General features: G+C 70.1%; 7 protein-coding genes. 4 read left to right on the top strand and 3 right to left on the bottom strand.

Going from position 1 to position 22,450, the window contains the following annotated elements; translation table 11 throughout:
• Positions 1–433: 433 nt before the first annotated feature.
• Positions 434–1,954, bottom strand: coding sequence for a glutamate--tRNA ligase (gene gltX / locus ENSA5_RS08315; RefSeq protein ID WP_106391097.1), 1,521 nt, complete (start codon positions 1,952–1,954; stop codon positions 434–436).
• Between the two features lie 50 nt (positions 1,955–2,004).
• Between gltX and ENSA5_RS08310 the strand changes: the two genes are divergently transcribed.
• Together ENSA5_RS08310 and ENSA5_RS35755 are read left to right on the top strand one after the other, a co-directional pair.
• A complete protein-coding gene (locus tag ENSA5_RS08310) occupies positions 2,005–2,838 on the top strand; it encodes a methyl-accepting chemotaxis protein (RefSeq protein WP_106391096.1) in 834 nt (277 codons plus the stop codon).
• A gap of 282 nt (positions 2,839–3,120) precedes the next feature.
• Entirely contained in the window at positions 3,121–5,265 is a 2,145-nt protein-coding gene (locus ENSA5_RS35755) for a hypothetical protein (RefSeq protein WP_146155466.1), read from the top strand.
• 215 nt (positions 5,266–5,480) lie between these two features.
• On the opposite strand, the gene ENSA5_RS08300 is transcribed toward ENSA5_RS35755, so the two are convergent.
• On the bottom strand, positions 5,481–5,894 hold the full coding sequence (locus tag ENSA5_RS08300) for a fluoride efflux transporter FluC (protein ID WP_181197516.1): 414 nt from the start codon (positions 5,892–5,894) through the stop codon (positions 5,481–5,483).
• An 82-nt stretch (positions 5,895–5,976) separates the two neighbouring features.
• On the opposite strand from ENSA5_RS08300, the gene ENSA5_RS08295 reads away from it, so the two are divergent.
• Positions 5,977–6,768, top strand: a complete 792-nt coding sequence (locus ENSA5_RS08295; protein ID WP_181197515.1) for a CPBP family glutamic-type intramembrane protease — start codon at positions 5,977–5,979, stop codon at positions 6,766–6,768.
• A 2,663-nt stretch (positions 6,769–9,431) separates the two neighbouring features.
• On the opposite strand, the gene ENSA5_RS08290 is transcribed toward ENSA5_RS08295, so the two are convergent.
• Positions 9,432–12,110: a M16 family metallopeptidase gene (locus tag ENSA5_RS08290; protein WP_181197514.1), complete on the bottom strand. Its 2,679-nt coding sequence runs from the start codon at positions 12,108–12,110 to the stop codon at positions 9,432–9,434.
• A 176-nt stretch (positions 12,111–12,286) separates the two neighbouring features.
• Between ENSA5_RS08290 and ENSA5_RS08285 the strand changes: the two genes are divergently transcribed.
• On the top strand, positions 12,287–22,450 hold a 10,164-nt coding region (locus ENSA5_RS08285; RefSeq protein ID WP_181197513.1), incomplete at its 3' end, for a tetratricopeptide repeat protein.

Below are 22,450 nucleotides of genomic sequence, written 5' to 3'. Positions count from 1 at the left end.
AGGGAGCCACCACCGAATTCGCCCCCCCCCGCGACAACGCCCCACCAGCAACGCGTTCAAGCCCCCCTTCAGGGGGGCCACGCAAACGATTGCGAAGCTCATACCAGCCCACCGAGCGAGGGAGCGCAGCGACCGAGCGACCGGCCGCGCAGCGGCCGTGCGTGGCAAAGTTGCTGACGCCCACGGGGGGAAAAGGAAAACAGCCTCCCTTCCCACCGGTTAAGTTCAACCCCTACAGCAAGTAGGTGGGTGGCACGATAATCGCGTTGGGCTTCCCGCCGAACGGGCCTGCACGCCTTCGAACAGAGGCGGCACCCTGGTTGAACGATGTAGGTAGAACTTTCGCGTTTGGGAAGGGTGGCTGCGCAGAGGACTCTAGCACGAGCGACATGATCGAGACGCCGAATTTCTTCGTCGTCTCAGACTCTGCGCGCTACCAGCTCTCGCCACGATCGAGGGTCACGATCGCCTCGCGGATCCGGCGTCGCGTGCGATCCTTGCCACACAGCGCCATGGTGTCGAACAAGCTCGGCGCGGCGGTCCGCCCGGTCGTTGCGAGGCGCAGCAGCGCGAACACTTCGCGCGCTTTCCACTCGTGACGCTGACAAAATTCCCGGCTGAAGGCCTCGAGACCCTCGGCGGTAAACGCCCGCGCGCGCTCGTCTCGCTCGATCTCGTCGAGGTAGACCTTCAAGATCCCGGTGACCTCCGCGCGGGTCCGCTTCTTGATCCGAAACTTGGCCAGGACCGGGGTGTAATCGACGCTGCCGCCGAAGAAGAAGCTGACGTAGGGGATGAACTCGTCGAGCAAGTTGATCCGCGGCTGGGCCTGGGCGAGCAGCGCCTTGACCCGAGCCTCATCGAGGACACGGTCCTTGACCCGGGCGTAGAGCTCGTCGATCGACAGCGCGCGGATGTCGTCCGCGTTGAAGGCCTCGAGCTTCTGCTGATCGAAGACCGGACCGCCGGCGCTGACCCGGCTCCAGTCGAAGTGCTCGATCATCTCGTCGAGCCCGAAGCGCTCCTGGTCACTGGCGATCGAAAAGCCGAGGGTGCCGAGGAAATTGAGCAGCGTCTCCGGCAGGTATCCGAGGTCGCGGTAGTAGTCGAGCGAGACCGGGTTCTTGCGCTTGGACAGCTTGGACTTGTCCTGGTTGCGGAGCAGCCCGAGGTGATAAAACTGCGGCGCCTCCCAGCCGAACATGTCGTAGAGCACGATGTGCTTGGGGGTGCTCGAGATCCACTCCTCGCCGCGGATCACGTGGGTGATGCCCATGTGGTGATCGTCGACGACGTTGGCGAGGTGGTAGGTCGGGAAGCCGTCGGACTTGAGGATGACCTGGTCATCGCTCTCGGCGTTGTCGCGGTGGATGTTGCCGCGGAGGCCGTCGGGCACGATGGTCTCGCCGGTCGTCGGCATCTTCATGCGGACGACGTGGGGCTCGCCGGCCTCGGCCCGCGCGCGGGCCTCGGCGGGGTCGAGCTCGCGGCAGTGGCGGTCGTAGCCGAAGCGCCCGGTCTTGGCCGCGCGCTGCTGCTCGCGGAGCGCGTCGAGCCGCTCCTTGGTACAAAAGCAGCGGTAGGCCGCGCCCTTGTCGATCAAGACCTCGACCTCACGCTTGTACAGCTCGAGGCGCTCGGACTGGCGGTAGGGCCCGCAGGGGCCGCCGACGTCGGGGCCCTCGTCCCAGTCGAGCCCGAGCCAGCGCAGGGCCGAGAGGATCGCCTGCTCGGAGCTCGCGGAGCTGCGGACCTGGTCGGTGTCCTCGATGCGGAGGATGAACTGGCCGCCATGTTTGCGCGCGAACACGTAGTTGAACAGGCCGATGTAGGCCGTGCCCACGTGTGGGTCACCCGTCGGGCTCGGGGCGATCCGCACGCGTGGGGGGCCGGATCCCTTGGATTTGGCCCCTACGCTGGACTGCTCGGGGCTCTGCGGGCCGTCGACGGTCATGGTTCGGAGTCCCTACCACACCGCCAGCGCTACCAGTACACTCGGGCCGCGTGAGCGACGTCAGCAGCCAAATCTATCAGGCCGTTCGGGAGGTCATCACCCGACGCAGCTACGACCGAGCGGTGGCCGCGACCGCCCTCGCCGAGCGGCTCCTGCACAACGAGGGCGCGATCGTCCGCCAAGAAGACGAGATCTTCGTCGGCGAGCGACCCATGTCCAAAGACCGCGAGCTGCTCTCGCGCATGGCCCAGTCGACGGGCCTGGGCTTCGCGCTCTACGCCGGCAACCGGCGCATCGCCGTGGCCGCCGTGCTCGACGCGGGCACGCCGCCAGAGCTCGGCGAGTTCGCCCACGGCGATCTCGTCGACCGCGTCCTGCGACGGCGCGAGATCTTCAAGGGCAGCGTCGAGTACCGCGAGCGCGAGTATCTCGCCGTCTGCCGCCCCCTCCACGCCTCTGGCGGCCAGGACTTCGCGCCTGTCGGCATGATCGAGGCCTTCCAGGACAAGGAGGCCTACTTCGATCTCCTCGCCGCGGCCGCGCGCAGCGGCGTCGAGGATCAGGTCGCCGATGTCGAGGAGCGCGCCGACAGCATGGAGTCGATCATCCACTTCATCGACGACGTCGCCCGCCGCCTCCAGCTGCTCGCGCTCAACGGCAACATCATCGCGGCGCAAGCTGGCGAGCACGGCCGGGCCTTCCGCGTGGTCTGCCGCGAGCTCGGCAGCCTCGCCGACCAGGCCAAGAACACCGGCCAAGAGGTCCGCAAGCTGATCCAGACGATGGGCCTCGAGCGCAGCGAGCAAGACCTGATGAACCCCTTCGAGGCCCTCGAAGAGGCGGTCGGCCCGGACGCCGGCTCCACGCCCAGCCCGAGCCCCTGACGACCTGTCCGCCTGTCCGCCCGCCGGATGTTCCGCGCTCACTTGCGCAGCGACGCTCCGCCCGCCGCAGGTGCGGATCGTTCGCGCGATCTCCAGACCGCGCGAGGGGTCCTGAACAAAGCCATAATTGTGTGTCTTTTCAAGCATTTGAGCCTGACGACGGCGCAGCCGTCGGCGGCCGGCCAATTCGAATTCTCCAACATTTTCAGACCTTTAGTCCTTGTATGGAAGGATCTGGCCGTGATAGGGGACCTTTGAAGGCCCTCGGGGGAGTTTTCACTGATGGACCAGATCTTTGAGAGCCATTTTGGCGGTTCGAGCAACAACTCGAATGGTGGGGAAACCGACGGATACTGCCCTAAGTGTCGGGCAGATACGTCACACATCATCCTCGAGAGCTACGGTGACGAGATTCGCCGCGTGCAGTGCGCGGTGTGTGGCGACATCCACGCGTTCAAGAAGCCTCGCGGCACGGCGGAGGATGCGGAGCCCGTCTCCGTGACCCGTCGGCGCAAGCTCGAGAAGCTCGACTGGATGCAGGGCATCGAGAATTACGACCGCGGCTCGGCGGTTCGGTACAACCCGAAGACCGCCCTGAGCCTGCATCAGCTCGTGATCCACCCGAGCTTCGGCGTGGGCTTCGTCAGCGAGGTCCTCGGTGACAACAAGGTCGAGCTGACCTTCCGCAACAACGTCAACCGCGTGATCGTGCACGGCCGCGGGATCAACGACGAGGAGCTGCGCGGGGACACGGTCGAGGAGCAGGAGCTCCGGAACCTGCTCAAGCTCGAGATGGGCCCGACCCCCGAAGAGATCGCGGCAGAGCGCGAGCGGCGGCTGGCCGAAGAAGAGGCCGAGAAGCGGCGCCAGGCCGAGGAGCGGCGGCTCGCCGCGGAGCGCGCGCGGATCGAGGCCGAGCAGCGCCGCGAGGAAGAGCAGCGCCGCCGGGAGGCCGAGCGCGAGCAGAAGCGCAAAGAGCGCGAAGCCGAGCGCAAGCGCAAGGAGGAGGAGCGCCTCCGCCTTCGCGCCGAGAAGGAGGCCGCCCGCATCGCCGCCAAGAAGGCGCGCGAGGAGGAGCAGCAGCGCAAACGCGAGGAGCGAGCGCGCATCGCCGCCGAGAAGAAGGCCGAGCGCGAGCGAATCCGCGCCGAGAAGGCCAAAAAGCGCGAGGAAGAGCGCCAGCGCCGCGAGGCCGAGAAGGCCAAGCGCGAGGAAGAGCGCCAGGCCAAGGCGGCCGAGCGCCAGCGCCAGCGCGAGCTCAAAGAAAAAGAGCGTGAGCTCAAGCGCAAGGAGGCCGAGAAGGCCAAGAAGCTCAAAGAGCTCGAGCGTGAGCGCCAGCGCAAACTCAAAGAGAAAGAGCGCGAGCGCAAGAAGAAAGAAAAAGAGCGCCTCAAGAAGCTCAAAGAGCTCGAGCGCGAGCGTGAGCGCGCAAAGAAAGAAAAAGAGCGGCTCAAGAAGCAAAAAGAGCTCGAGCGCGAGCGCGCGAAGAAAGAAAAAGAGCGGATCAAGAAGCAAAAAGAGGCTGCCGCCGCCAAGAAGGCCAAAGAGCTCGAGCGGAAGCGCAAGGCAGAGGCCAAGGCCGCCGCCGACGCCGAGCGCCGGCGGATCGCCGCCGAGAAGAAGAAGGAAGAGCAGGCGCGCAAGAAGAAGGCCGCCGCCGCCAAGCGCGAAGCGGAGCGCAAGAAGAAGGCTGCCGCCAAGAAGAAGGCCGCCGCCGAGAAGAAGAAGGCCGCCGCCGCCAAGAAGAAGGCCGCCGCTGCCGCCAAGAAGAAGGCCGCCGCCGAGAAGAAAAAGGCCGCCGCCGCCAAGAAAAAGGCCGCCGCTGCCGCCAAGAAGAAGGCCGCCGCCGAGAAGAAAAAAGCCGCTGCCGCCGCCAAGAAGAAGGCCGCCGCCGAGAAGAAGAAGGCCGCCGCCGAGAAGAAGAAGAAAGCGGCCGCCGCCAAGAAGAAGAAGGCTGCGACCAAGAAGAAGGCCAAGCCCGCCGCCAAGAAGAAGAAAGCGGCCGCCTCCAAGAAGAAGGCCAAGCCCGCCGCCAAGAAGAAGAAGGCTGCGACCAAGAAGAAGGCCAAGCCCGCCGCCAAGAAGAAGGCCGCCACCAAGAAGAAGGCCGCCACCAAGAAGAAGGCTGCCTCCAAGAAGAAGGCCGCCACCAAGAAGAAGGCCGCCACCAAGAAGAAGGCCGCCTCCAAGAAGAAGGCCGCCACCAAGAAGAAGGCCGCCTCCAAGAAGAAGACTGCCACCAAGAAGAAGGCCGCCTCCAAGAAGAAGGCTGCCTCCAAGAAGAAGGCCGCCACCAAGAAGAAGGCCGCCTCCAAGAAGAAGGCCGCCTCCAAGAAGAAGGCCGCCACCAAGAAGAAGGCCGCTTCCAAGAAGAAGGCCGCCACCAAGAAGAAGAAGGCCGCCGCCAAGAAGAAAAAGAAGAAGTAGGCCTCCTGGCCAGGCGACCGACTGTCTGTGCGGGCGGGGACGATGTCCTCGCCCGTCTTGTTTTGTGGGTCAGCCCCTCGCGCCAGGCGACCGACTGTCAGCGCGGGCGGGGACGATGTCCTCGCCCGTCTTGTTTTGTGGGTCAGCCCCTCGCGCCAGGCGACCGACTGTCTGTGCGGGCGGGGACGATGTCCTCGCCCGTCTTGTCTTGTGGGTCAGCCCCCCGCGACGCCGAGCCCGAACGCGCGCGCCGCCCAGAACCCCGCCCACACGCACAGCACGCCACCGACGAGGTGGGCGCCGAGCTGAGCGCCGAGGACGCCCCAGCGTTGCTGGCCGACGAGATCGACGGTGAACAGCGCGAACGCGCTGTAGGTCGTGAACCCGCCCAGCAGCCCCCCGAGCACGATGTTGCGCCAGTGGGTCGTCGTGATCGCGGCCGACGCGAAGCCGATCAGCAGGCAGCCGACGAGGTTGACGACGAGCACGCCCGCGTAGGGCAGGCGCTCGACGAGGGCCTGTTCGATGCGGCCAGAGAGCAACACGCGCAGCGTCGCTCCCGTCCCGCCCGCGACGAACACCGCGGCGATCTGCGCGGCGGTGCCGATGCTGGGGCTGTCCTCGCTCACTCGGGTCCTGGGAGACTGTGCTGGCCTCGAAACTCGCGGCTTTCTTGGGCCTGAGACCGAGCTTGGCGCAGGATCGGCGACGATGGCAAGGGCCCGCGACGACGCTCCCGAGAAGCCGCGCCGCAAGGCCGCGCGGCCGGCGACCAAGGGCACGCTCACCAACCACCTCGCGGGCCGCGTGGATCCTCTGACCAGCGCGATCTTCGTGTTCCCGCTGTTCATCGTCTACCAGCTCGGGATCCTGCTCAGCCGCGGGCTCAACGGCGTCGACTTCGTGACCGCGTCGCTCGTCGAGCTGTGCGAGCGCGACCTCGGCAACTACCTGGTGATCCTCAGCGGCATGCTGATCGCCTACGCAGCGCTGCTCTTGCTCTTGCGGCAGCGCGAGAGCTTCGATCCCAAGGCCTTCGTGCCGGTCCTGGCCGAGTCGACCTTCTACGCCCTGTCGATGGGTTCGATCATCTTGTTCGTGATGCACCACTTCGTCGAGCTGGTCCCGGGCCTCTCGGCCAGCGGCGAGCTCTCGGCGGCGCTGGCCTCGGGCTTGACCTTGCTCGATGTCATCGTGATCTCGGCGGGCGCGGGGCTCCACGAGGAGCTGATCTTCAGGCTGGTCGGCGTCGGCGGGCTCTCGTGGCTGCTGGCGGGGGCCATGGGCGAGAAACAAGCCTGGGTCGCGGCCCTGCTCATCTCGTCGCTGAGCTTCTCGCTGGCCCACCACCTCGGCCCCTCGGGCGAGCCCTTTGTGTTCGCGGCGTTCGTGTATCGGACCCTGGCTGGGGTGTTCTTCGCGTTGATCTACCAGGTCCGCGGGCTCGCGGTCGCGGTCTGGACGCACGCGATTTATGACATCTATGTGCTGAGCATGATCTAGCAGGCAGGCTCGCGGCGTTGATGGGCCCTTGGGGCTCTGCGCTGGGCTGGCGGGCACCGAGCTCTGGGCGGGCGGGCGGCCTCGCGGTTGTTGATGAGGGGCTGCTTGGGCTTGGGGCTCATCTCTTGGCGATGGGGGACTCTGCGCTGGGCTGGCGGGCACCGAGCTCTGGGCGGGCGGCCTCGCGGTTGTTGATGGGGGGCTGCTTGGCCTTGGGGCTCCGCGCTGGGCCGCAGGTGGTCCGAGTTCGGGGCGTCGCCTCTCCATCTGGGGTGCAGAAGGCTCTTGGTGCCGCACCCCCAGGTCGGTCGGCTTCCCGTCGAAGTTGCTTTTCGTACGGCGATACCCCGAACTCGGACCACCTGCGACCTTTGATGCGCTCATCTCTTGGCGAAGGGGGGCTCTGCTCTGAACTGGCGGGCACCGAGCTCTGGGCGGGCGGGCGGCCTCGCGGTCGTGGAGCGGGCGCTGCTTGGGCTTGGGGCTCATCTGTTGGCGAGGGGGGACTCTGCGCTGGGCTGGCGAGGGTCGACTCTGCGCTGGACTGGTAGCGCCCCACCAAATCGCGACCGGACTGCCCCTCGTTGTCCGCTGTCGTCGACCTTCGCGTCAGGCGACCGGCCGGTTTTTCGAACGCGAGTCGAATTCGAGGTCGCTCGACCAGCCCATGGACCGCGCTCGGATCGAATTTTTCGTCGCTCGACTGCGCCGTTTGGGGGGCTCGGGTCGAATTTTCGCTCGCTCGGTCCGCTGCCGCGCTGAGCCGCTGTCGATTTTTGAGGCGCTCGACCGGCCCGCTCGCCGAGTGCGGGCCGATTTTTTTGACGCTCGAGTGTCTCGCGGGGCGAGCTCGGATCGAAATTCTGGTCGCTCGGACGACGCGCGTGGTGAGCTCGTCCAATTTTCGAGCCGATCCGGTGGCTCGGGGGGCTCAAACAGTCGAGTTTTCGGGTCACTCGTGTGGCTCACGCGCTGGGCCCGGGCCAGATCTGCCTCAATCGGATGGCCCTCGCGCTGCGCCAAGGTCGATTTTCAGGGGGGTCGACCCACTCCGCCGCCGCCCGGCGAGCAAGCTCGGCGACGGTCCCTCGGTGACGATCACGCCCGCTGCGACCGTCTGCTGTCTCGAGTGGCTCACGCGCTGCGCTCGGCCCAAATCTGCCTGAATCGAATGGCCCACGCGCTGCGCTGAGGTCGATTTTCAGAGGGTCGACCCACTCCGCCGCCGCCCGGCGAGCGGGCTCGGCGACGGTCCCTCGGTGACGATCACGCCCGCTGCGACGCTCTGCTGTGTCTTGTTCGTCCGTGCCCCGCGTCGCACGCACGATCGGCTGACCTCGACCGGCAGTTCCAGTTGTCGTCGAGCGGCAAAAACAGATGTCGCCGCTCCCCCCTCCTCCCCAGTCCAGAGCAAGCCGACCGCCAGTCCAGAGCAGAGTCACCCCTCGCCAAGAGATGAGCGCATCAAAGGTCGCAGGTGGTCCGAGTTCGGGGTATCGCCGTACGAAAAGCCCCTGCGACGCCCAATCCACCGACATGGCAGTAAAGCACCAAGAGCCTTCTGCACCCCAGATGGAGAGGCGACGCCCCGTACTCGGACCTCCTGCGGCCATGCGCGGAGCCTCAGGGTCACGCCCTGCCCCACCAACAACCGCGAGGCTGCCCGCCAGTCCAGAGCAGAGCCCCCCTTCGCCAAGAGATGAGCGCATCAAAGGTCGCAGGTGGTCCGAGTTCGGGGTATCGCCGTACGAAAAGCAACTTCGACGGGAATCCGACCGACATGGCAGCGAGGCACCAAGAGCCTTCTGCACCCCAGATGGAGAGGCGACGCCCCGTACTCGGACCTCCTGCGGCCATGCGCGGAGCCTCAGGGTCACGCCCTGCCCCACCAACAACCGCGAGACCCCCCTGCTCGCCAGTCCAGAGCAGAGTCACCCCTCGCCAAGAGATGAGCGCATCAAAGGTCGCAGGTGGTCCGAGTTCGGGGTATCGCCGTACGAAAAGCAACTTCGACGGGAATCCGACCGACATGGCAGCAAAGCACCAAGAGCCTTCTGCACCCCAGATGGAGAGGCGACGCCCCGTACTCGGACCTCCTGCGGCCATGCGCGGAGCCTCAGGGTCACGCCCTGCCCCACCAACAACCGCGAGGCTGCCCGCCAGTCCAGCGCAGAGCCGAGCAGCTGCTCGCCAGTCCAGAGCAGAGTCACCCCTCGCCAAGAGATGAGCGCATCAAAGGTCGCAGGTGGTCCGAGTTCGGGGTATCGCCGTACGAAAAGCAACTTCGACGGGAATCCGACCGACCTGGGGATGCGGCACCAAGAGCCTTCTGCACCCCAGATGGAGAGGCGACGCCCCGTACTCGGACCTCCTGCGGCCATGCGCGGAGCCTCAGGGTCACGCCCTGCCCCACCAACAACCGCGAGACCCCCCGCTCGCCAGTCCAGAAGAGCAGAGTCACCCCTCGCCAAGAGATGAGCGCATCAAAGGTCGCAGGTGGTCCGAGTTCGGGGTATCGCCGTACGAAAAGCAACTTCGACGGGAATCCGACCGACCTGGCAACAAGACACCAAGAGCCTTCTGCCCCCCAAATCGAGAGGCGACGCCCCGTACTCGGACCTCCTGCGGCCATGCGCGGAGCCCCAAGCCCACGCCCTGCCCGATCAACGACCGCGAGCCCCCCCGCTCCGCACGAGGACGGTGACCTGACGCCTCGGGTCGAGCACGCGCCGGGCGAGGGCGAGGATCTGCTCGCGCTCGACCGCCTCCACTCGCTCGGGGTAACGCAGGTAATGGTTGACCCCGAGTCGGTAGACCTCCCCAAAGACCATGCGCGCGGCGACGCGGCTGCGTCGCTGGAGGCCGCTCTCGAACTGGCCGATCAACCACCGCTTGGCGCGATCGAGCTCCTCGGTCGTGATCAACTCAGAGGTGATCCGCGCGATCTCAGCCTCGATCGCGAGCCGGGTCGCGGCGAGCTTGTCCTGGCTGGCGGCGGCGTAGAACACGACGTGGCCGCCGTCGAGGTGCTCGCTCGAGTTCGCGCCGACCTGATAGACCAGCCCCTCGCGCTCGCGCAGCGACTCGAACAGGCGGCCCGACTGCCCCCCGAGCACCGAGCACAGCACGTCGAGGGCCTCGTTCTCGGGCTCGCCGAGGCCGAGGCCCGGAAAGCCGATCACGCACTGGCCCTGCTCGCGCTCGCGCTCGATCACCTGCTCGATCGGCCGCCGCGGCCAGGTCGGCGGGCCGCCTGGCCACTTCGGCATCGGCGCCGGGACGTCGCGGGTGGCGAAGGGCCCGAGCGGCGCGAGCAGGTGGTCGAGCTCGGCGAGGACCTGGTCGAGATCGAAGGCCCCGGCGAGTGACAGCACCGCGCGACCGATCGGATAGTGGCGCGCCCAGTTGCGCGTGATCTTGGCCTGGTCAAAGCGCGCGAGGCTGGCCGCGGTGCCGCGCAAGTCGCGACCGTAGGGGTGACGCCCGTAGAGCGCGCCGAGCATCCGCCGGTAGGCGAGGTGCCCGAGGTCGTCGGCGTCGGCCTCGAGATCGGCGAGCACGATCCGCCGGGCCTCCTCGACCTCCTCGGGCGCGAAGCCGGGCTCGATCGCGCACTCGAGCGCCCGGGCGAGGACCGTGGGCAGGTGCTCGGCGAGGCTCTCGGCCTGGAGCCCGACGCTGTTGTGGCCAGAGAAGCCGTCGAGGACCGCGGCGAGACCCTCGATCTCGCGGGCGAGCGCGTCGCCGTCGCGGGTCGAGGTCCCGCGATTGAGCAGCGCCGCGCTCAGCGAGGAGATCCCGGCGTCGCGGGCCGACTCGAGCCGGAGCCCGCCGGGCCACACCAGCCATCCGGCGGCCACGGGCACGCTCGGATCGGGGCGCGCGACGACCCGGAGGCCGCAGCGGTGGGTCGCGTGCCAGGTGCCGCTCGCGTCGCAAGTTGGCGCCCGACGCAGGGCCGAGATCATCGGCGCGGGCCCGCGCCGACAGCGACGGACCAGGCGGCCAGTCATCGACCGGACCGCCCGCGCCTCGACGCGCTCGCGCGGGATCAAGATCGTGATCGCGGCGCGATCTCGACGAAGGTGACGAGCGCAGGCCACGCGGACACACTCGGGCGTGAGCCCGGCGAGACGCTCGAAGTACTCGGCCTCGGCCTCGAGCTGCCCGCTGGCCGCCGCGAAGTAGGCCAGCGCGTGGGCCTGGCCCTGGACGGTCTCGCGCCGATAGACGAGCGAGCTTTGGAGCAGCGCCCGGGCCCGGGCGAATTCCTCGGGCTCGAGCGGGTGGCGGCCGAGGGCCTCGACCTCGTCGAGCAGGGCCTCGGTCGCGCGTTCGACCGCGCCAGTCTCGGCCTGGGCGCTGACGAGAAAGGTCCCGCTAGCGAGCCCCGCGAGGTAGCTGGCGTAGGCATCCGAGACCAGCTGTTCGCGGCGGCGCGTGCTGAGCGCGAGGCGCGAAGACTCCCCCTGGCCGAGGGCGACCGCGGCGACATCGAGGGCCACCGCGTCGAGGTCGAGCGCGACCCCGCCGATCCAGCCGAGGCGGAGGTAGGCCTCCTGGACGTCGTCGCGCACGATCCGAACGCGAGGCTCGAGCGGGGCCTCGGGCTGGGCCTTGGCCCGGGGGCGGCCGCCGGGCGGCAGGCCCTCGAGCAGGCGCCGGGCCGTGGCCTCGAGCTCGACGACGTCGATCGGCCCGGCCACGACCAGGACCACGCGCTGGCCCCGATACTGACGTTTTGCCCAGCCACGCAAGATCCCCGGCGTCAGCGCGCGGACCTCGTGCTCTTCGCCGAGCACCGAGCGGGCGTAGGGGTGCTGGCCGTAGAGATCGGCCATCATCGCCTGCACGCTGCGCGCGGCGGGGTCGTCGGCGTACTGCCGGATCTCCTCGACGACGACGTCCTGCTCGCGCGCGAGCAGCTCCGGGTCGAACTCGCGCCCGATGACCGCGCCGACCATGGACTCGATGACCGTCGTCCAGGCGTCGGCGGGGACCGTCGCGTGGAACACGGTCTCGTCGTGCGAGGTGAAGGCGTTGACGTCTCCGCCGAGCTGCTCGACGACCCCCGCGAGATCGCGCCGCCGCCCCTGGCCGTCGAGGTAGGGCTTGAACACCATGTGCTCGAGCAGGTGCGCGCAGCCGTGCTCACGCTTGCGCTCGGCCGCGGCCCCGGCCGCGACCCACAGCTGAACCGACGCCACGCCCCGGTAGCCGCGGGCCGGCTTGGGCGTCGGCAGGGCCAAGACCCACACGCCGTTGGCCAGCCGCAGCGAGACGGTCTCGGCCCTGGAGCTGCCCTGCGTGGCCTCGACTTGCTGTTGGCTGCGCTCGCGCACGATCGACGGGGGTGGCCCGAACCTACTTGGGGACCTGGCCAAAGGCCATGGCCCCGCGGCCGACGGTGCCACGAAATCTCCCCGGGTTCACCGTGGAGTGTGGCTCACGTCCCGCGCCCGGCCCAATCGATCGAGGGGGGCGCGTGCGCTGCTTGCCGACCGGCTCCCATGGTACCGTGCCGACCGCGAAGGCTGGCTTCGAACTCGCGCGTCGAAGCTCGCGCCAACGACTGACCATGGCTGCTCCGGACTCTGCCCTGCCCTGTCCCCTGCCCGCTCGCGCGGACAACGACGCGGAGGCGCTCGAGGACTATCGCGCCAAGCTGGGCGATGAGCGCGCCTTCGCTCGGGCGCGGCGCAAGCTCCGAGAGCTCGGCGACTGGTCCTCGATGGCCAAGCTGCTCGTCGAGCACGCGGCGGCGATCGCCGGCGAGCCCGACAAGCACAGCAAGGTCGCAGAGCTCGCCTCTCAAGCCTACGAGCTGTTCGCCGAGCGCGTCGGCGACCAGGACGCCGCCGTCCACGCCCTCGCGCGCGCGCTCCTGGCCCAGCCCGAGAACGACCGCGCCTACGAGCGCCTGTACCTGACCTACCAAGATCAGGACCGAGCTCAGGATCTGGCCACGCTGCTGCGCTGGCGCATGGCGTGGGCGCGCCGGGCCCAACCCACCCTCCTGGCCGGGCTCCACTACGGCTACGCCGAGCTCCAGCGGACCCGCTTCCACGCGATCGGCGAGGCCGTCGAGCACTACGAGCAGGCCCTGGCCCAGGATCCGATGTTGTCCGAGGCCAGCGATCAGCTGATCGTTCTTCACCTCGCGGCCGGGGCCTGGCAGCGCGCGTCTCGACTGATGGAGGCCGAGCTCTCGCAGCTCGAGGCCCACCCGAGCTACGCCGCAGATCCAGCCGTCGCCGCCCGCATCAGCCAGCTCCACCTGCGCCTGGCTGAGATCGCCTCGGAGCAGCACCAAGATCTGGCCAGCGCCGCGCGCCACCTCCAGGCCGCGATCAAGACCACGCCCCAGAACCTCGAGGCGCTGCGGGCCTTCGGGACCCTCTACCTCGGCTCGGGCAAGGCCAGCGACGAGGGCATGGCCAAGGCCTCGGCGATCTTCCTCAAGGCCGCGCAGCTGGCCCGCGCGGCCGGTGACGAGGGCCAGGCGCTCAAGCTCCTGCGCCGGACCTTGAGCCTGCGCCCCGATCACTTCGAGGCCGGCCAGATGTTCGCGGAGCTCCTCGCCGAGCAAGCCCACTGGATGGAGCTCGACGATCACTACCGCCACGTGCTGACCTACGCCGAGGGCCCGCCGCGCGTGGGCGTGCTCCTGCGCCGGGCCGAGAACCTCGACCAACGGCTCCAGCGCCGCGAGGAGGCCCGGGTCTGCTACGAGGAGGCCGGCCAGCATCAGAGCGCCGACGGCGAGGCCTGGCTCGCGCTCGAGCGCATCTATCGCGACAGCGCCGACTGGACGGCGCTCGCGACCTTGCTGGAATGGAGGATCGAGCAGCTCGGCGACGCGGTCCCGACCGCGAGCCTGCTCGAGGCCGCCAAGGTCTTCCACCACCAGCTCGACGACCACGAGCGCGCGGCGCTGTTTTACTTCAAGGTCCTCGAGCGCGAGCCCTTCGACCCCGAGGCCTTCGAGGGCTACAAGGAGCACTTTCGGCGCAAGCACGCCTGGGGGGCGCTGCGCGACCTCGTGCTCTACCAGATCGATCAGGCGACCGACGCCGCCCACGCCGGTCACCCGAGCCCGCTCGACGATGACGCCTTCGCCGAGGAGTACGTCGAGCTCGCCGAGGTCTGCGAGCGGCGGCTCGGCGACGTCGACGGGGCGATCGACGCCTGGACCCGCATGGCCCAGGCCTACCCCCACGATCCCCGGCCCCGCGAACAGATGGCGCGGATCCAAAAGCGGACGCGCATGTGGGACAACATGGTCCGGGTCCAGGAGGCCGAGCTCGCCCGGACCCAAGATCCGCGCAAGCGGCTCGAGATCATCAAGCGCCTCGCTCAGATCTACCGCGACCGCCAGGTCAACCCCCAGCGCGCGATCGAGCTCTACAGCGAGATGCTCTACCTCGCGCCCGACGACATCACGGCGACCCGGGCGCTCACGGCCCTCTACGATCGGGCCGGCGACCACAACCAGGTGATCGCGCTGCTGCGTCAGCAGTACGACATCGCCCGCAGCGACACCGAGCGGATCTCGCTGCTGCGGCGCATGGCCGAGCTGTGGCACCACGAGCTCGCGGCCTTCCCCGAGGCGATGTGGGCCTGCGAAGAGATCCTCTCGCTGACCGGCAACGACTTCGAGGCCCTCCACCGGCTCCAGATCCTGGCCCAAGAGTCCAACGATCTCGAGCTGCTCGTCGCCGCGCTCGAGCGCGAGCACAAGGTCACGGGCAAGGCCACGGGCAAGGCCCAGATCCTGCGCCGACTCGCGCGCGTGACCGAGAACCGCCTCCAGGATCCCGAGCGCGCCGCCCACTACTGGTCGCGGCTGCTCGACCTCGAGCCCGACAACCTCGAGGTCAACGACAAGATGGTCGCGGTCTACGACGCGGCCGGGCGCTTCGAGGAGCTCGCCGAGCTGCTCGGCCGGGCCGCGGCGTCGAGCAAGACCCCGATCATTCGCCAGCTCGACTACCTCCTGCGCCTCGGCTACCTCGCCCAGGCCGGGCTCGGCGACCCCGAGCTCGCGCGCTCGGCCTACGAGCGCGTGATCAAGATCCGCCCCGATCACCGCCGGGCGCTCGACGCCCTCGCGACCCTCTACCGGATCGACGAGGACTACGAGGGCCTCGCAGAGATCCTCGGCAAGCTGCGCGAGATCGCCGCGAGCGACGAAGAGGCCTTCGCGTTCGCGTGGGAGCAGGCCCAGATCCTGCTCCATCAGGTCGACGACCCGGCCGAGGCGGCCGAGGTCCTGGCCTGGATCGCGCGCACGCTTCGGCCCGGCGACGCCGAGGTCAACCGCTCGCTGCTCGAGGCCTACCGCGAGGCCGAGCTGCGCCCCGAGCTCATCGGCCACGCCGAGCTCATGCTGCTCGGGACCAGCGACACCGAGCAGCGCGGCTACCTCTACGGCCTCATCGTCTCGGCCTGGCAGGCGGTCGACAACAAGCGCGCGGCGATGCGCGCGACCGAGCGCCAGCTGCGAGAGTTCCCCAGCGATCCCCAAGGTCACGCCCAGCTCGCCGAGCTCCAAGAAGAGCTCGGCGAATTCGAGCACGCGCTCCGCTCCCTCGCGCGCAAGCTCGAGCTCGTCGCCCACGACCCCGACCAACAGATCGCAACCTTGAGGCGCATGGCCGAGATCGCCGACCTCGGCATCGGCGACCGCAACCGCGCGCTCGAGCTGCTCCGGCGGGCGAGCGGCATCGATCCCACCGACCCCGAGCTGCGCGACCACATCGAGCAATTCGCCGAGGCCCACGGGACCTGGAAGGAGCTGCTCGAGATCGACGAGCTGCGCCTCAACCGGCTGGCCGAGATGGGCGACGTCGCCGGCCAGCTCGACATCTGCACCGAGGCCTCGCGGATCGCCGAGAACGAGCTCGACGACGCCGACCGCTCCTTCGCCTGGGCCCGGCGCGGCTACTTCATCGCCCGCCAGCAGCAGCTCGACTTCGATCAGGGCTTCCGCCGCCTCCGCAAGCTCGCCGAGGGCTACGGCCTGTGGACGGCGCTGCTCGAGGTCAGCGAGCGCGAGCTCGAGCGCGAGACCTTCTCCGACGACTTCGAGCTCGTCGAGCGCATGATCGGCGCGGCCGAGATCGCCGAGAACCAGCTCGACGATCCGAAGCGTGCCGTGCGCTATCTCCAGCGCGCGCTCCAGCAGGTCCCCAACGACGACGAGGTCACCCGCCGGATCCAGACCATCGCCGAGTCCCACGAGCTGTGGGACGCGCTCCTCGCCCTCGCCGAGCACCGGCTCGAGCACGCCGACGGCGCCCTCGGCCGCTTCGACGCTCACTGCGCGATCTCCCGCATCCACGAGCGCAAGCTCGACGATCCCCGGGCCGCGTTCGCGACCATGCGCCGGGCCTGGCAGGACCTCGGTGAGCGCGACGAGTCCCTCGCCGAGGAGGCCCTCGACATCGCCATCAACCTGGCCGAGAGCCACGAGCTGTGGCGCGAGCTCGCCGACCACCACGCCTCGCTCGCCCACGAGCGCGCGAGCGCGGGCCAGCGCATCGAGGCCGTCGACGCCCTCGCCGAGGCCGCACAGATCGTCGACGAGCGCCTCGAGGACCCGATCTCCTCGATGCGCGTGCTCCTGCGCGGCGTGACCCTCGACAGCGAGGGCGACGTGATCATCCCGCGCCTGCGCGAGCTCGCGGCGCGGGTCGACGAGGACGCCGAGCGCGGCGCCCACGACGGCGTCAAGGTCGGCGCGCTCGTCGAGCTGCGCGCCCTCGGCGAGCTGATCGCCAACGCCCCCAACGACAGCATGAAGATCACGCTGCTGATCGAGCGGGCCGAGATTCGCGAGCAGCGCCTCGACGACGGCACCGGAGCGCTCGGCGAGTGGCTGCGGATCCTGACCCTCGACCGCCTCCACTACCGCGCGCGCGACGAGGCCGAGCGGCTCGCGTCGCGCTACGACCTCTGGCACCGCTTCATGCTGATCCCCGCCTGGGAGCTCGAGCAGGCGACCGACAACGACGGCCAGGCCCAGCTCCTGGTCGAGATCGCCGACCTCTACGAGCACAAGCTCGGTCGGGCCGAGTACGCGCTGCGGGCTCGGCTCGAGGCCTGGCGTCGGGCACCGGGCGGCTCGGCGGAGGGCGGTGACCCGGAGCGCTGCGAGGGGCTCCCGCCGCTCGAGGGTCCGCTCGGCGATCCCCACGCGGATCTGTGGCGCCTCGCGGGCCTCGTCGGGACCTACGGCGGGCCCGCGCTCCCGAACGACCCCGTGCTCAGCCCGAGCGTGCCCGCGCCCGAGCTCCACGATCGCAAGCTGTGGGCCCGCGCGCGGCTCGACCCCCAGCACCTGACCCCGCCCGGTGGCGCGGACTCGGCCGAGTCGGTCGTCGCCAAGTACGACGACCCCCACAGCGAGGGCGACCACGACGAGCTGACCGCCGTCGCCCCGATCGACCTCGCGGGCGGCGACTCGGCCGTCGTCGAGATCTCGCGCGTCGAGGTCCTGCCGAGCGAGGAGTCGATCGTCGAGGAGGTCTCGCGCGTCGAGCTGATCGACAACGTGTCCGAGGTCATCGAGATCTCCCGGGTCGAGGAGCTCGGCGCCATCCAGTCGACCGAGCAGTCGGTCGTCGAGCTGATCGACGAGATCGAAGAGCTCGACGAGCTCGACGAGTTCGAAGAGTTCGAGACCAACGTCAGCGGCGGCCCGATCGAAGAGATGTCCTCGGCCGAGCTCGAGTCGGCCTCGGTCAGCGGCGAGATCGGGAGCTTCGCCGATCCACGCAAGGCCCGGCGCGAGGCCCGAAAGAACTCGATCCCCGGCACCCTCGACCCGAGCCTCGACTTTGGCACGGAGCGCCTGGGCAGCAAGACGATCCCGCTGCCCAAGCCAGCGGCCACGCCGACGGCCCCGTCCGCCGACGACGACTTCGATCTCGCCCAAGGGCTCCCGCAGCTGCCACAGACCGCCGGCCCGGTCCTGCCCAAGCGGCCCAGCGTGGCGAGCGCGTGGGAGGAGCTGGCTGCGGCCTACGCCGAGCTGCCGACGGCCAACAAGGCCCAGAAGGTCGAGGTCCAGCTGGCCTGCGCGCGGCTGTGGGAGATCGGCGCGCAGCTGGTCGAGCGGGCCTTCGTGTCGCACGAGCGCGCGCTGTTGCTGATCCCCGAGCAGCCCGCCAGCGTCGCGAGCCTCGAGGCCCTCGCCGAGCGCCACGACGCGCGCCCGCGGCTGCTGCGGGCCTGGTCGCACCTGCTCAGCGAGGCCGCGCTGCCCGAGCACGTCGTCGCCCTCAACCTCCGCATCGCCGCCTTCCACGAGTCCGACGAGGCCCTCGACGCGGCCGAGGCCCGCTACCGAGCGGTGCTCGCGGTCAACCCCGCGCACGCCGGGGCCCTGCGCAAGCTGCTGGTCGTCTACGAGCGGCTCGAGCGTCGGCCCGAGTACATCGAGACCTACGCCGACTTGCTCAACGCCGAGCGCAACGAGCTCGCCGACGGCGAGCGGGTCGAGCGAAGCTTGCGCCTGGCCGAGCTCTACGAGGGCAGCGCGCGCAGCGACGACGCCCTCGAGCTCCTGCGCTTCTTGGTCCGCGACTTCCCCGAGCGCCCCGAAGTCCACGCCCGCGTGACCGAGCTGCTCCTGCGCCGCGAAGAGTGGCCCCAGGCGATCGACGCCATGCGGACCGCCAACGAGTCGCTCTTCGATCCGGACTTGCAAGCCGACAACCTCGCGCGCATCGCCGAGGTCTACACCGAGCAGCTCGCCCTGCCCGATCGGGCGATCGACGCCTGGAACGACTACCGCGAGCTGCGGCCCGAAGACGAGCGCGCGCTGATCCAACTCCAGGCCCTGTACCTCGAGACCTCGCGCTGGGAGAAGCTGCTGCCGATCCTCGACGCGCGCCTCGACCACATCTCGGTCGACGTCGAGCTCAGCGACGACGAGCGCCAGGCCGCGCGCGTCAAGCTCCTGGTCGTCAAGGCGCGGGCGCTGCAAGAGGGGCTCGGCGACGAGCTCGCCGCGACCGAGACCCTCGAGCAGCTCGCCGACGACGTGCCCGACGACGACGAGGTCGCCCTCGGCCTCAGCCGGCTCTATCGGCGCACCGATCGCTTCGAAGAGGGCGTGACCCTGCTGCGCGAGCGCGTCGACCGGCTCCGCGCCGAGCACGAGTCCGACGCCGAGCAGGATCCAGAGCTGCGTCAGCGCATCCGCGACCTCAGCTTGACCCTCGCCCGGGTCGTCCACGAAGAGGGCAAGCGCCACGCGGTCGCGCTCGAGCTGGTCGAGCGCGCGCTCGAGCTCAGCGCCGACGATCACGAGCTCCTGACCCTGCGGACCAAGCTCGCGCGCGCGCTCAATGACATGCCCCTGCTCGTCGACGGCCTCGAGCGCCTCGGCGAGCCCGACGGCGTGCTCGAGGCCGCCGACATCGCGCGCAAGCGCCTCGACGAGCCCGACCGGGCCGAGGCCGCCTACCGCCGGGTCCTCGCCCTGGCCAAGGGCGAGCGCGGCGTCGAGCCCAGCGCGAGCGCGCCCGAGTCCGGCGACGACACAGACTGGGCCACGCGTTTGACCCGCTCGATCGAGGGCCTGGTCCGCCTCCGGATCGACGCCGACGACATCGAGGGGGCCACGGCGTTCATGGACGAGCAGCTGGCCGAGCTGGCTGGGAGCAGCATCCGGGCCAAGCTCCTGACCGAGATCGGCCGGATCACCTACCGCACGACCGGCGACGTCGCGGCCGCCCGGGCCCGGTTCAACGCCGCGCTCGAGACCGATCCCGACCACGCCGAAGCCCGCCTCGGGCTCGGGGAGCTGCTGCTCGACTCGGGCAACCTCGCCGAGGCCGAGAAGCAGCTCGAGAGCGCCGTCGAGGCCCTGACCCTGGTCCGCGATCAAGGTCACCTCGTCGAGGGCCTGGTCCTCCTCGCCCGGGCGCTCGAGGCCGCGGATCGAAGCGGCGAGGCCTACCGGCGCCTGACCACCGCGCTGCGCCACGATCCCGATGACCTCTCGATCCGCCTCGCGGTCGTCCGCAACCGCTTCGGCGCGCGGCGGGCCCGGGACGTGATGACGGCCGTCGACCAGCTCGAGCAGCGGCTCGAGGCCCGCCAGGATGACCTCGGTCGTCCCCAGGTCCTCGCCCCGCGCGACGCCAAGCTCGCCGCAGAGATCCACGCGATCGCGGGCGAGTGCGAGCTCGGCGGAAAGCAGCCCGAGCGGGCCCAGGCCCGGCTCCTGCGCGCGCTCGAATTCGACGCCGAGAACCGCCGCGCGCTCGCGGCCATCGTCCCGTGGCTGCGCGAGCGCGGCGACCTCATCGAGGCCGCTGGCTACGCCGCGCGCCTGGCCGAGACCTTCGAGGAGCCCCACGAGCGCGGCTCGGCCTGGGTCGACGCGGGCATGCTCTTTCATGACGCCGCCCAGCTGGTCGCGGACGGCGAGGCGGGCGAGGCCGACGGCGGCCGCGAGCTGACCGCCAGCGAGCGTCGAGCCCGGACCGCCGAGCTCGAGCGCGAGGCCTTCGAGGCCGTGCGCATGGGCCTGGTGCTCGTGTCCGACAGCCCGACGCCGGTCCTCGAGCTCGCCCAGCTCGAGGTCGCGTTCCGGGCCTCGGCCGTCCACGATCGCTCCCTCGCGCTGCGCTGCCTCGAGCGCCTGCTGCTGCGCGAGACCACCGACGAGCAGCGCCTCGAATTGCTGCTCGAGGGCGTCCACGTCGCGTTGCCCGAGCGCGTCGAGCCTGCGGCCAGCGAGGGCTCCGGTCCGAGCTCCACCGACGGCCCGGCCGCGGCCGCCCCAAGCCCCTCGCTCGGCGAGTCGGGCCCCCAGCCCAGCCTCGAGCTCGCCGCGGCCTACGCCGAGCGAGCCGTCGAGCTGGCCCCGCTGTCGTCGGCCGCGGTCCTGGCCAAGGCCCAGGTCCTCGAGGCCGCCGGCCGGACCGACGAGCTCCAGCCGCTGGTCTCGAGCTTCCTCAGCCAGCTCGAGCAGGCGGACGCGGAGCCCCGCGGGGCCGGGGCCGACGAGCCAGCCGAACCCGACGAAGACCTCCGCGCGCGCGTGACCTTGCTGATCCGACTCGCCGCGCTCCAGCACGAGCGGGCCCCCGCCGAGGCCGCGGCCTCGCTCGAGCAGGCCGCGCGGCTGACCGCCCAGATGCGCCAGGCCGAGCGCTCCGAGTTCGGCCTCGACCACCGCAAGCAGCTCGCGAGCTTGTACGAGCGCTTGAGCGAGGCCGGCGAGGCCACGGGCGAGCACAAGGTGCTCGCCAACCACCGCGGCCTCCTCGGCCACGATCCGCTCTACCTGCCCTCGCTCCGCGCCCTCGCCCGCCACCACCGCGCCGCCGGGGAGCTCCAGCGCGCGCGCGCGCTGTACTCGGTCATCGCGCTGGTCGAGCCCGCTGACGAAGACGCCAAGCAATTCGTCGCGGACCACTGCGAGACGCTCAGCGGCGACACCCACGAGCTCGACATCGCCGCGGTCACGGGCGAGCTGCCGAGCGACGGCGGCGTCAGCCCGGCGCTCTCGCACCTGTGGGAGGCCGGGCAGAACCTGCTCGGCGATCAGCTGGGCCGGCTCGAGTTCGACACCGCGGCCCGGGTCTCGCCCGTCGCTGACAGCGCCCTCGCCAAGGCCTGGCGCGAGGTCCTGCGCCGCCTCGGCCAGACCAAGGTCGCGCTCGTCGCCGACGCCGCCCTCGACGCCCGCGAGGCCGTCGAGCCTCTCCCCGCGCGCGCCTGGGCCGAGGCCCGCTGTCAGCTGCCCCCGATCATCATCGCGGGCCCGAAGGCACGCGATGCCAGCGAAGCGCAGCGAGGCGCGCTCGTGTTCGCCCTCGCCCGCGCGCTCTACTACACGCGCCCCGAGGTCGTGCTCGTCGCCGGTCTCGACCGCGCAAGGTTCTCGACGATCACCTCGGCGATGCTCCTGGCGCTGCACCCACGCCACGGCAGCCGCAAGCAAGCGGCCCGCAACGCCAGCGATCCTCTGAGCAAGCTCGGCCACGAGCTCGGGCGCAAGCTCCCGATCCGCGTCGCCCGGCAGATCGGCAACATCTTCAAAGACCACGAGACCGAGCGCTTCGACAGCCGCGTCCTGCGGGCCTGGGTCCGGCGCGCGGGTGACCGCGTCGGCCTGCTCCTGAGCGGTGAGCTCGAGACCGCGATCGAGATCCTCGCCGGGTCTGACGGCCCCTCCACCTTGTCGGATCTTGTGGCCGCCGACGCCGATCTGCGCGCGCTGCTGGCCTTCGCGGTCAGCGGCGCGTACGCCGACGGCCGCAGGCAGCTGGGCTACGTCGTCGAGGGTGACGCGGCGCCGAGCGAGCGAATCCCGAGCCCACCGATCATCGTCGAGCTCAGCGGCACCGAGGCGCGCGTCCCGGCGCCCCTCGGCACACCGGGCAGCAAGCCGGCCAGCACCTCGGCCAGCAAACCGATCAGCACTTCGGGCAGCAAACCGGACAGCACCTCCGGCAGCACACCGGACAGCACCTCGGCCAGGACACCGGACAGCACCTCGGGCAGCAAACCGGACAGCACGCCGGTCGCGCCCCCGCAGAGCGCAGCCCAGCCCGCCAAGGCCGAGCTCGCCACGCCGCCGCGCTCGGCCGCGCCCAAGCCAAAAGCGTCCCCGACGGCGGCGCCCAAGCCACCTCCAGCAGCCGCGCCCCCGCCCAGC

The organism is Enhygromyxa salina, assembly GCF_002994615.1.
Lineage (GTDB): Bacteria > Myxococcota_A > Polyangia > Nannocystales > Nannocystaceae > Plesiocystis > Plesiocystis salina_A.
This window is presented reverse-complemented; position numbering and strand designations above follow the sequence as displayed.

Excerpts from the sequence above, each read along its gene's own strand:
- ENSA5_RS35755 (WP_146155466.1), top strand. The coding sequence starts at position 3,121 with ATGGACCAGATCTTTGAGAGCCATTTTGGCGGTTCGAGCAACAACTCG.
- gltX (WP_106391097.1), bottom strand. The coding sequence starts at position 1,954 with ATGACCGTCGACGGCCCGCAGAGCCCCGAGCAGTCCAGCGTAGGGGCC.
- ENSA5_RS08295 (WP_181197515.1), top strand. The coding sequence starts at position 5,977 with ATGGCAAGGGCCCGCGACGACGCTCCCGAGAAGCCGCGCCGCAAGGCC.